9 protein-coding genes and 1 pseudogene are annotated in these 11797 nt (G+C 70.5%); 9 read left to right on the top strand and 1 reads right to left on the bottom strand.

Translation table 11 applies throughout. The features are described from left to right. Position 1 precedes the first annotated feature (1 nt). From ACVN90_RS03575 to ACVN90_RS03595, 5 genes are all read left to right on the top strand, one after another. On the top strand, positions 2 to 958 hold the full coding sequence (locus ACVN90_RS03575; protein ID WP_475100805.1) for a carbohydrate ABC transporter permease: 957 nt from the start codon (positions 2 to 4) through the stop codon (positions 956 to 958). Beyond that, a complete protein-coding gene (locus tag ACVN90_RS03580; RefSeq protein WP_475100806.1) occupies positions 955 to 1899 on the top strand; it encodes a carbohydrate kinase family protein in 945 nt (314 codons plus the stop codon). Before ACVN90_RS03575 ends, ACVN90_RS03580 begins: the two co-directional genes overlap by 4 nt. Positions 1900 to 1990: 91 nt before the next feature. Then, a complete protein-coding gene (locus tag ACVN90_RS03585) occupies positions 1991 to 2977 on the top strand; it encodes a glycosyl hydrolase family 32 (protein ID WP_475100807.1) in 987 nt (328 codons plus the stop codon). An 89-nt stretch (positions 2978 to 3066) separates the two neighbouring features. After that, the gene (locus ACVN90_RS03590; protein ID WP_475100808.1) at positions 3067 to 5100 is read left to right on the top strand and encodes a glycoside hydrolase family 32 protein; all 2034 of its coding nucleotides are present in this window, start codon (positions 3067 to 3069) and stop codon (positions 5098 to 5100) included. Positions 5101 to 5323: 223 nt separating this feature from the next. Then, positions 5324 to 6085: a hypothetical protein gene (locus tag ACVN90_RS03595; RefSeq protein WP_475100809.1), complete on the top strand. Its 762-nt coding sequence runs from the start codon at positions 5324 to 5326 to the stop codon at positions 6083 to 6085. A 56-nt stretch (positions 6086 to 6141) separates the two neighbouring features. On the opposite strand, the gene ACVN90_RS03600 is transcribed toward ACVN90_RS03595, so the two are convergent. Continuing rightward, positions 6142 to 7086, bottom strand: a complete 945-nt coding sequence (locus ACVN90_RS03600; RefSeq protein WP_475100810.1) for a Ppx/GppA phosphatase family protein — start codon at positions 7084 to 7086, stop codon at positions 6142 to 6144. A 39-nt stretch (positions 7087 to 7125) separates the two neighbouring features. On the opposite strand from ACVN90_RS03600, the gene coaA reads away from it, so the two are divergent. The 4 genes and pseudogenes from coaA to alr all read left to right on the top strand — a co-directional run bounded on the left by coaA (position 7126) and on the right by alr (position 11793). Next, on the top strand, positions 7126 to 8079 hold the full coding sequence (coaA, locus tag ACVN90_RS03605; protein ID WP_475100811.1) for a type I pantothenate kinase: 954 nt from the start codon (positions 7126 to 7128) through the stop codon (positions 8077 to 8079). Positions 8080 to 8171: 92 nt separating this feature from the next. Further along, positions 8172 to 10022: a glutamine--fructose-6-phosphate transaminase (isomerizing) gene (gene glmS / locus ACVN90_RS03610; protein ID WP_475100812.1), complete on the top strand. Its 1851-nt coding sequence runs from the start codon at positions 8172 to 8174 to the stop codon at positions 10020 to 10022. Positions 10023 to 10198: 176 nt separating this feature from the next. Next, positions 10199 to 10546: pseudogene (locus ACVN90_RS03615) on the top strand (holo-ACP synthase); the annotation flags it as partial. A gap of 122 nt (positions 10547 to 10668) precedes the next feature. Then, a complete protein-coding gene (gene alr / locus ACVN90_RS03620) occupies positions 10669 to 11793 on the top strand; it encodes an alanine racemase (protein ID WP_475100813.1) in 1125 nt (374 codons plus the stop codon). Positions 11794 to 11797: the final 4 nt, after the last annotated feature.

Here is an 11797-nt window from a genome sequence, read left to right on the forward strand (position 1 = left end):
CATGACCGCTACCCAGACTCTGACGACGGCTCCCGCCGGATCGCCGCGTCGTGCCGCGCGCCCGGCGCCCGCGCGGAGCGAGAGGTCGCAGCGCCTGCGCGGCAGGATCTTCCTCTACCTCGCCCTGTCGCTGTTCGGGATCATCTTCCTGTTCCCGCTGGTCTTCATGTTCGTGTCGAGCCTCAAGCCCGACAGCCAGATCCTGCAGGACATCGACTCGCCGGCGGCGTTCCTGCCGGTCGGCGACATCAGCCTCGACAACTACTTCGGGGTGTTCGACCGGGTGCCGGTCGCCCAGTTCCTGTTCAATTCCGTGCTCGTGACGGTGCTGACGGTCGGGCTCGGCCTCATCGTGAACTCGATGGCCGGCTTCGCGCTCTCGCGCCTGGCGTGGAAGGGCCGGATCGTCGTGCTCGCGCTCATCATCGCGACGCTCATCGTCCCGTTCGAGACGATCGCCGTGCCGATGGTCTACTGGGTCGCCCAGCTTCCGACCCTCGTGATCGAGGGCGGCGTGCTGAAGTACGACTTCGGCTGGCTGAACACCTACGAGGTGCAGATCGTGCCGTTCATCGCGAACGCGTTCTCGATCTTCCTGTTCACGCAGTACTTCTCCACGATCCCGAGGTCGCTCGACGAGGCGGCGCGCATCGACGGCGCGAGCTGGTTCACGATCTATCGGCGCATCCTCGTGCCGCTGTCGGGTCCGGCCTTCGCGACCGTGGCGATCCTCACCTTCCTGCCCGCGTGGAACCAGTACCTCTGGCCCCTCATGGTCGTGCAGAAGGAAGAGCTCCGGCCCGTCATGGTCGGCATGCAGTACTTCTTCCAGCTGAACACCGCGTGGGGCGAGGTGATGGCCTACACCTCCCTCATCACGATCCCTGTGCTCATCGTGTTCCTCGTCTTCCAGCGGGCGTTCGTGAGCAGCATCGCCGCGAGCGGGGTGAAGGGATGACGGAACGGATGCTGCGCCTCGTGGTCGTCGGCGAGGCCCTGGTCGACATCGTCCACCGTGCGGACGGCGTCGTCGAGGAGGCGCCCGGCGGCAGCCCCGCCAACACCGCGCTCACGCTCGGAAGGCTGGGACGGCGCCCGACGCTGATCACCCGCCTGGCGGAGGACGACCGAGGTGCCCGCGTGCGGCGGTGGCTCGAGGAGTCGGATGTCGACGTGGTGGCCGTACCGGCGGCGCGCACGTCGACGGCCGCCGCCCACCTCGATTCGAGCGGTGCCGCCGCGTACGACTTCGATCTCGAGTGGGATCTCGGGGCGGATCTCACGCGCCTCGAGGCACTCGCGGGGGAGGCCGACGTCGTGCACGTCGGCTCCGTCGCCGCGGTGCTCGAGCCCGGCGCCGGGCAGGTGGCGGCACTCGTGCGAGCGGTGCGGGGACGGGCGATCGTGACCTACGACCCCAATATCCGGCCGTCGCTCGTCGACGACCCGGACCGCGTCCGGGACCGCGTCGCCGCACTGGTCGAGCTCGCCGACGTCGTGAAGGCGAGCGACGAAGACCTCCGCTGGCTCCACCCGGGGCGTGATCTCGTGGAGGTCGCCCGGGAATGGGTCGCTGGTGGCCCGCGTCTCGTTGTCGTCACCCTCGGTCAGGACGGCGCGATCGGCGTGACAGCCGACGGCGCGGTCGCCGTGCCCGCCGTCCTGACCGAGGTGGTCGACACGGTCGGCGCCGGCGACACGTTCATGGGCGTGCTCATCGACAGCATCGTCGGCAGCGACGAACTGCGAGCGTCGCTCGAGACAGCGGGCGGCAGCATCCATTCCTCCGCCGTTGAATCCCTCCTCCGGAGATCAGCCCACGCGGCGGCGATCACGGTGTCGCGACCGGGCGCCGATCCGCCCCGACGCGCCGAGCTCGCCGCGCCGGCGTCGCACTAGCCGCCGCTTCACCCGTTCGCACTCCCCGCCCGCCCGGCGGAGGGGCACCCCATCGCGCGATCCACCGCGCACGACTCTCGAAGGAACTCTCGTGTTCGACCTCCCCGATTCCTGGGTGTGGGACTACTGGTTCGCCGACGACGGCGAGCGGTACCACCTCTTCTTCCTCTACGCCTCGCGCGCCCTGCACGACCCCGAGGCCCGTCACTACCGTGCCTCCGTCGGCCACGCGGTCTCGACCGACCTCGTCGAGTGGACGCAGGTCGCCGATGCGCTGGTGCGCAGCGACGCGCCCGCCTTCGATGAGCTCGCGACGTGGACGGGGTCGGTCGTGCGGCACCCGGACGGGACGTGGTTCATGTTCTACACCGGTGCCACTCTCGCCCTCGGCGGGCAGAACGTGCAGCGGATCGGCTACGCCACGTCGCCCGACCTCTTCACGTGGACGAAGGCCGACGGGCCGGTGCTCGAGGCGGCGGCGCCCTGGTACGAGAAGCTCTCGAGCGGCGCCTGGCACGACGAGGCCTTCCGCGACCCGTGGGTGTTCGCCGACCCGGACGGGAACGGGTGGCACATGCTCATCACCGCCCGTGCGCCGGAGGGACCGGTCGACGGGCGCGGCGTCATCGGGCACGCGTGGTCGGCGGACCTGCGCACGTGGGAGCTGCGCGAACCGCTCAGTGCGCCCAGTGCCGAGGGCTTCGGGCAGCTCGAGGTGCTGCAGGCCGAGGTCGTCGACGGGCGGCCGGTGGTGATCTTCTCGTGCCTGAAGGAGCAGAGCACAGCGTCCCGTCGCGCCGCAGCCGGCGGCACGTGGGTGGTGCCCGCGGAGAGCCTCCTCGGGCCGTTCGACATCGACGCCGCGTACCCGCTGACCGATGAGCGCCTCTACGTCGGGCGCCTGCTGCAGCGACGCTCGGACGGCGAGTGGCTGCTCTTCGCCTTCCGCAACATCGGCGAGGACGGGCGGTTCCTGGGCGGCGTCACCGACCCGATGCCGGTGCAGTGGGACGGCGGACGACTCGTCCGCCGCGAGGAGGTGGGCGCCTCCCGGTCGTCTGACGCCCGCCCGCACTAACTCAACCTGGGGAACGGCGGGGCTCCGCGGGCGGGCCCCGGCCGCTTCCGCTTCGGCGGACCACGACGCTCGCACGAGAGAGGATGACGATGGAGTCAGCAATCAGGCCGCGACGGGTGCGCCGCGTCACGGGTGCACTCGCGGTGATCGGGGTCGGACTGGCGAGTGGCCTCGGGGGTGGCTCGTCTGAAACGGCCGCCGCGGTGGCTGCGGTGGCCGATTCCGCCGACGAGTACCGCGCGCAGTACCACTTCACGGTGCCCGACCACTGGAAGAACGACCCCCAGCGGCCGGTCTTCGTGGACGGCAAATTCCACTACTACTACCTCTACAACAGCGACTACAACGCGGATCCGGCCGCGAACTTCGGCACGGAGTGGCGGCTCGCGACCTCGTACGACGGCGTCGTCTTCGCTGACCAGGGCGTCGCCGCGCCCAAGAAGACGAACGCGAACTACGACCTCTGGTCGGGATCGACCGTCGTCGACGCGGCGAACACGGCCGGGTTCGGTGCCGGCGCCGTGGTGATGCTCGTCACCCAGATGGACCACCCCACGCCGGCGCAGCAGGCGAACGCGTCCGGACCCCAGGCGCAGTTCCTCTGGTACTCGACGGACGGGGGTCGCAACTTCCGCCCGTACGGCGACGAGCCGGTGATCCCGAACGGCGGTCGCGCGGACTTCCGCGATCCGAAGGTCGTGTGGGATGCCGAGCGCGGCCGCTGGGTGGCGCTGATCGCCGAGCGCGACCGGGTGAGCTTCTACACGTCGCCGGACCTCAAGACCTGGTCCCGCACGTGGGAGTACGTGAACCCCGGCATCGGCACGATCGAATGTCCGGACCTGTTCCGGATCCGCGCGGACGACGGCACGATGAAGTGGGTGTTCGGCGTCAGTGCGAACGGGTATGCGACCGGAGAACCCGCGACCTTCGCTTACTGGACGGGATCGTTCGACGGCACGTCGTTCACGTTCGACCAGAGCGCCCCGCAATGGCTCGACCACGGGTTCGACTGGTATGGCGCGGTGACGTGGGAGGATCCCGCCGCGCCGCTGGACCGCCGCTACGCCGTGGGCTGGATGAACAACTGGGATTACGCGCACTCGACCCCGACCTGGACGGCGGACGGCTTCAACGGCACCGACTCGATCACGCGCGAGATCCGCCTCACGAGGTACGGCTCGACGTTCAGCCTGGTGTCGCAGCCGGTGGCGGCGCTCGCCGACATCACGACCGGGCGGACCGAGCTCGGCGACGTGCGCGTCGACGGCTTCCTGCCGCTCGCCCACGAGGGCGACGCGTACCAGGTCGAGGCGGACGTGACGTGGGAGACCGCGACCAACATCGGCCTGCAGCTGCGGCGCTCGGCCGACGGGACGCGCCACGCCGATGTCGGCGTGACCGGCACGTACGCCTACCTGAACCGCGGCCAGACCGGCTACCCGGCCGGAACCTGGAAGACCGAGAGCCGCACGCCCTTCGACGGCGGCGCCGACACGGTGCATCTGCGCATCCTGGTCGACCGCACCACGATCGAGGTCTTCGTCGACGACGGGAGATACGTCCACTCGAGTCAGCTCTTCGCGCCGCCCGGCGACGACGGCATCGCTCTCTACTCCTCGGGCGGGTCCGCTGTGTTCCGCGACCTGACGATCACCGAGTTCGGCAGCGTCGTGCAGCGTCCGGCCCGGGTGATCGCCGATTTCGAGGGTCACACGTGGGGGCAGGGATGGACGGCGACCGGCAGCTTCCTCGGTGCAGGACCGAGCGCGGCCGACCTGCGCGGACAGGTCGGCGCGCGCGTCGCCGACACGTTCGTGGGCGAAGGCGACCCGGCCTCGGGCACGATCACCTCGCCGGCGTTCACGATCGACAGGAACTTCCTGCATCTGCTCATCGGCGGTGGCTATCACCCGCTCGGCGTGGAACCCGCCACCTCGGTGCAGCTGCTCGTCGACGGGCAGCCGGTCCGCACGGCGACCGGCGCGAACTCCGGTGACCTGCGCCACGTCGCGTGGGATCTGCGCGATCTCGCCGGACGGACCGCGCAGTTCCAGATTCTGGATGACGCGACCGGACAGTGGGGACACCTCATGGTCGATCAGGTCGTTCTCTCGGACTGACGCCGGTGCAACACCTGTGCGTTCGGACTTGAGATATGAGACTTCCAGTCTCTAGTGTGGAATGCGTGCACGAGTCGGGGGGCTCCTGCACACCGATCTTGCCGGTGGCCCCATGCCGTCGCGTTCGATCTAGTCGGTGCCGGGTTGTGGGGACCCGGCACCGCGACTTTCTGCGGGGGCGAAGAGGCCTACCGGACAGCGCGCCGAGGGCGATAATCAAGGGGTGGAGCAACCCGAATCCCGATCGCGGCGGCCTGCGGGCGAGACGCGAGCCCTCATGCTCGCGGTCGCCGTCGACCGCGTCAAAGAAGAGGGCCTGCTGCTCGACTACGCCAACATCGAGCTCGAGGATCTGATCCGCACCGCGGGCGTGCCGCGCTCGACCGTCTTCCGCATCTGGCCCGACCGCGTGGCGTTCGTCGCCGACCTCGTGCGCGCGCTGTTCGAAGCAGACCCGGGCTTCGACACCGGCTTCGACGGCGAGACGCTCCGCCGCCTCGAGGAGGCGATCGCCGGCGACCCCGAGGCGATGAGCACTCCCGAGGGGCGGCAGATGGCGCTCCGGGAGGCGCTGCGGGTCACCGTGTCGCACAACATGACCGCGGTGGAGCACACCGTGGCGTTCCGCGCCTACCGGGCGATGTCGGCGGCGCTCTCCAGCGGCGACGCCGTGCCGGGCGGTGACGAGATCCGCGCGCTGCTGTCGGAGATCGAGGACCGGTACCTGACCCGGATGGCCGAGACGTACCGGGTGCTCAACGGCGCCTTCGGGCTCCGCATGCGCGACGGCGTCGACGAGCGCGACCTGGCCGTGGCCATCATGGCGATGGTCGACGGCATGAGCGACCACCGCCGCATCAACCCGGCGATGGTCGACGCGCCGCGTGTCTCCGCCCTCGGTCCGGAGGGGCCTCGCGAGTGGCATCTCGCCGGGATCGCGGTCTACGGCATCTACACCGCGTACACCGAGGCGATCGAGGCGTAACCGCGCGGCGGATCGCCGTCCGGGCGGGCGGAAACCCACCCCTTCGCGAGTCCCGGTCAGGCGCTCGGCGCGCTCCAGCTGAGCGACTCGATGTAGCGCAGCAGCACGCCTTCGCGCAGAGCCCACGGTGAGACCTCGAGCTCGTCCACGTCCATCGCGCGCATCGCCTCGTGCAGCACGACGGCGCCGGCGACGATCTGGAACGTGCGGTCCGGCGTGATGCCCGGTAGCTCCTGCCGCGCCGACGCGGGAATGCGGGCCAGGCGTGGGATCCACGAGCCGAGCGCGGCGCGGGGGAGCAGCATCCGTTCAATTCCCGACCAGCCCGGAACCGGATAGCCGACCAGCTTCGCGAGCGACCGGATCGCCTTCGACGAGCCCACGACGTGATCCGGGCGAGCCAGCGAGCCGAACGACGCGGCCACCGGGGCGAGGGTGGCGCGCGCGTGGTCGCGCAGCTTCTCGACGGCAGCTTCGCCCGGCGGGTCGTCGGGAAGGAACTGCACCGTCATACGCCCGGCACCGAGGGGGACGGATGCTGCCTGCTCGGGCAGTTCGTCGGCTCCGGCGGCGATCTCGAGCGAGCCGCCGCCGATGTCGAACAGCAGGATCTGCCCGGCAGCCCACCCGAACCAGCGGCGCACCGCGAGGAACGTGTACCGCGCCTCGGTCTCGCCGCCCAGCACCTGCAGCGGCTGGCCGAGGGCCCCCTCGATGAGCGCGATGACCTCGGGGCCGTTCTTCGCCTCGCGCACGGCGCTCGTGGCTGTCGCGAGGAGCTCGTCGACCGACTCGGCCGCCGCGATCTTGCGCGCCTCGGTCACCGCGCCGACGAGCGCCGTGACGCCCTCCTCGGTGATCGAGCCGTCGGGCGCGAGGTAGCGCATCAGCCGCAGCACCGTGCGCTGACTCGTCGTGGCGAGAGGCCGGCCGCCGGGGCGGACGTCGGCGACCAGCAGGTGGACGGTGTTCGAGCCGATGTCGAGAACTCCGAGGCGCACGCAAAAAGAGTAGCGGGACGACGGGCTACGATGGGCGCGATGTCCGCCGACGAAGCGACCGCAGTCGCCCCCGCACTCTCGCTGTACCGCGAGATCGACCGTGCCGACTGGGCACGTCTGGCGTCAGGCATGACGCAGCCACTGTCCGAGACCGAGATCGTGCAGATCCGCGGACTCGGCGACCGCCTCGACATGGCCGAGGTGGAGCAGGTGTACGTGCCGCTGTCGCGACTGCTGTCGCTGTACGCGGAGTCGACGAAGCGTCTCGGCGGCGAGGAGTCCGCATTCCTCGGCGAGGCGGACTCCACCACCCCCTTCATCGTCGGCGTCGCGGGCTCGGTCGCGGTCGGCAAGTCCACGATCGCGCGCCTCCTGCGCGAGCTCACCTCCCGCTGGCCTGGAACCCCCCGCGTCGAGCTCATCACGACCGACGGGTTCCTGTACCCGAACGCCGAGCTCGAGCGCCGCGGCCTCATGGACCGCAAGGGCTTCCCCGAGTCGTACGACCGCCGCGCGCTCGTGTCGTTCCTCACCGAGGTGAAGAGCGGGGCGCCCGAGGTGAGGGCGCCGTTCTACTCGCACATGCGGTACGACATCGTGCCCGACGCGGTCGTCACCGTGCGCCGCCCCGACATCGTCATCGTCGAGGGCCTCAACGTGCTGCAGCCGCCGCCCACCCCGAACGACGTCGCCGTCAGCGACCTGTTCGACTTCTCGATCTACGTCGATGCGGATGCTGCGCACATCGCGCAGTGGTACGTGGACCGCTTCCTCGCCCTGCGCCGGGCCGCGTTCAGCAACCCGAGCTCGTTCTTCAACGTCTTCGCGCAGCTGTCGGACGAGGAAGCGGTGGAGCGCGCCCTCGGCTTCTGGAACGCGATCAACCTCCCGAACCTCGAGGAGAACGTGCTCCCCACCCGCCACCGTGCGAACCTGGTGCTGCAGAAGGCGGCCGACCACACCGTGGAGACGGTGCTCCTGCGCAAGCTCTGACACCCCGGGCCGCAGCATCCGTATTCCTCACTGAACAGGGATTCTGGATTCGTAAGGGAGCCTTGCGAAACCGCCCGCCTACCATTGTCGGCATGTGTGGAATCGTCGGATACGTGGGCCCGCGCCAGAGCCAGGCCGTCCTGATCTCGGGGCTTTCGCGACTGGAATACCGCGGATACGACTCCGCGGGGATCGCCGTGATCGACGGCGACGGCGGACTCGGGGTGCGCAAGCGCGCCGGCAAGCTCAAGGTGCTGCGCGACGACCTCGCCGCCCACCCGCTCGCCGACGGCACGACCGGGATCGGCCACACCCGCTGGGCGACGCACGGCGGACCGACCGACGGCAACGCGCACCCGCACCTCGCCGACGACGACAGGCTCGCCGTCATCCACAACGGCATCATCGAGAACTTCTCCGAGCTCAAGGACGAGCTCCTCGCGGACGGTTTCACCTTTCGCAGCGAGACCGACACCGAGGTCGCCGCCGTGCTCCTCGGCCGCGAGTACCGTCGCGCCGGTGACCTCGAGGCCGCGTTCCGCGCCGTCGTCTCGCGCCTCGAGGGCGCCTTCACCCTCCTGGCGATGCACGAGGACCAGCCGGGACTCGTCGTCGGCGCCCGTCGCAACTCGCCGCTCGTGATCGGCCTGGGCGAGGGGGAGAACTTCCTCGGATCGGATGTCGCCGCCTTCGTCGAGCACACCCGCAACGCCCTCGCGATCGGCCAGGACCAGATCGTCGCGATCACCCCTGGAGCCGTGACGGTCACCGACTTCGCCGGCAACCCGGTCGAGGTCGAGCCGTTCGAGGTGACGTGGGACGCGTCCGCCGCCGAGAAGGGCGGCTGGTCGTCGTTCATGGCCAAGGAGATCTCCGAAGAGCCCGAGGCGGTCGCCAACACGCTGCGCGGCCGCGTCCGTGACGGCGAGGTCGTGATCCCCGAGCTCGACGGACTCGACGAGCTCTTCGCCGGCGTCTCGCGCATCATCGTCATCGCCTGCGGCACCGCGGCCTACGCCGGCCAGGTCGGCAAGTACGCCATCGAGCAGTGGACCCGCATCCCCGTCGACGTCGAGCTCGCCCACGAGTTCCGCTACCGCGACCCGGTGATCGGCCCCGACACCCTCGTCGTCTCGATCAGCCAGTCGGGCGAGACCATGGACACCCTCATGGCCGTCAAGTACGCGCGCGAGCACGGTGCGAAGACCCTGTCGGTCTGCAACACGCAGGGTGCCACGATCCCGCGCGAGTCCGACGCGATCGTCTACACGCACGCCGGGCCCGAGGTCGCGGTCGCCTCGACCAAGGCCTTCGTCGCGCAGATCACGGCGCTGTACCTGATGGCCCTGCACATCGGCCGCGTCCGTGGCGCGATCACCGCGGCGGACGCCGCCGATCACGTGCGCGAGCTCGAAGCCATCCCTGGGAAGATCGCACAGATCCTCGAGCGCGAGCAGCCGCGCATCGAGCAGTTCGCCCACTGGATGGCCGACACCCGCTCGGTGCTGTTCCTCGGTCGCCACGTCGGCTTCCCGATCGCGCTCGAGGGCGCGCTCAAGCTCAAGGAGCTCGCGTACATCCACGCCGAGGGCTTCGCTGCGGGTGAGCTCAAGCACGGCCCGATCGCGCTCATCGAGCCCGGTCAGCCGGTGTTCGTCGTGGTTCCGTCGCCGATCAGCTCGGCCGAGATGCACAAGAAGGTCATCTCCTCGATCGAGGAGATCCGCGCCCGCGGCGCCCGCGTCATCGCGATCGCCGAAGAGGGCGACGCCGCGGTGCTGCCCAAGGCCGACGAGGTGCTCCGAATCCCGCTGGCCGGCCCGTTCTTCGAGCCGCTCCTGGCCGTCGTGCCGCTGCACATCTTCGCGATGGGTCTCGCGACGGCCAAGGGCCTCGACGTCGACCAGCCCCGCAACCTCGCGAAGTCGGTCACGGTCGAGTAGCAGCATCCGCTCCGCCTGCCGTCCCTTTTGAGGCTCCTCCTCTCGTTGAGTTGGCGTATATGCACGCGACACGCCCGCGAGTCGCGTGCATATACGCCAACTCAACGAGGACGTCGGGCGACGGGGTGGCGCGATAGGGTGGCGGATGCTGCGGCTGCAGCACGCAGGAGGACCACATGATCGTCGGTATCGGCGTCGACATCGTCGACATCCCTCGGTTCGAGCGGACGATCGAGCGCACCCCGCAGCTGCTGCCGCGCCTCTTCTCGGAGGCGGAGCAGCAGCTCAAGCCGCACTCGCAGGCCGCGCGGTACGCCGCGAAGGAGGCACTCATCAAGGCGCTCGGCGGCTCGGACGGGGTGCACTGGACCGAGATCGAGATCGCCTCCGAGGCGTCCGGGCGTCCGGTGTTCTCGCTGCGCGGCTCGACGGCCGAGGTCGTCGCGGAGCGGGGGATCACGGCGCTGCACCTGTCTCTCTCTCACGACGCGGGGCTCGCGACGGCATACGTGATCGCCGAGGCCGTGCCTGGGACGCCGAACCAGGGGATTGTCCGCGAGACCGAGGGTGAGGTCCCCGGTCTCGGCGCGAATCGCCTGCCTCGCGAGAACGTCGCCGGTGACGACGGCACCGACGGAGCCGACGCGTGAGCCGCGTGCCCGCCGGAGCTCTGCGCGAGGCGACGGTCGACGTCGGCGCGATCGAGGACAACGTGCGGCACCTCCGCCGGCTCACCGGCTCGGAGATCATCGCGGTCGTCAAGGCCGACGGGTACGGGCACGGCGCGGTGCGCTCGGCGCTCGCCGCGCTCGCCGGCGGCGCGTCGCGGCTCGGAGTCTCCGACATCACCGAGGCGCTGGCCCTCCGCCGCGCGGGCATCGACGCCCCGATCGTCGCGTGGCTGCACGCCCCGGGCGCGGATTTCGCCGAGGCCGCCGCGCTCGGGATCGAGCTCGGCATCTCGAGCCTCGAGCAGCTGCAGAAGGCCGCGGCCGCAGCATCCGCCGATCGTCCCGTCGGTGTGCACCTGAAACTCGAGACCGGGCTCTCACGCAACGGGATCGCGCCCGAGGAGTATCGCGTGGTGTTCGCCGAGGCCGCCCGCCTCGAGCGCATCGGCCGGGTGCGCGTCATCGCGCTCTTCAGCCACCTCTCGAACGCGTCGACAGAAGACGACCGCGCAGCCCTGCGCGCGTTCGAGGAGGGCGTGGCCGCCGCAGCCTCGCTCGGCCTCGCGCCGCCGCTCAGGCATATCGCCGCGACGCACGCGGCGATCGATCTGCCCGAGGCGCGCCTCGGCTGCGTACGCATCGGCATCGGGATCTACGGCCTCTCGCCGTTCGACGACCGCACCTCGGCCGACCTGGGCCTGCGCCCCGCGATGACGCTGCGGGGCACCGTCGCCGCGGTGCGCCGCGTGCCGGCCGGCAAGGGCGTGTCGTACGGCTACGACTACCGAGCCGAGCGCGACACGACGCTCGCCCTCGTGCCCCTCGGCTACGCCGACGGGGTGCCGCGCCAGGCGTCGGGTGCGGGGCCGGTGGTCATCGGCGGGCGCCGGTTCACCGTCGCCGGCCGCATCGCGATGGACCAGTTCGTCGTCGACGTCGGCGATGCGCCCGTGGCCGTGGGCGACACGGCCGTGCTGTTCGGAGACCCGACCCTCGCCGTGCCGTCGGCGACGGAATGGGCGGATGCCGCGGACACCATCAACTACGAGATCGTCACGCGCATCGGACCCCGCGTGCCCCGCCGGCAGGTGTCGGAGTGAGCGG

This window comes from Microbacterium sp. F01, assembly GCF_056156365.1.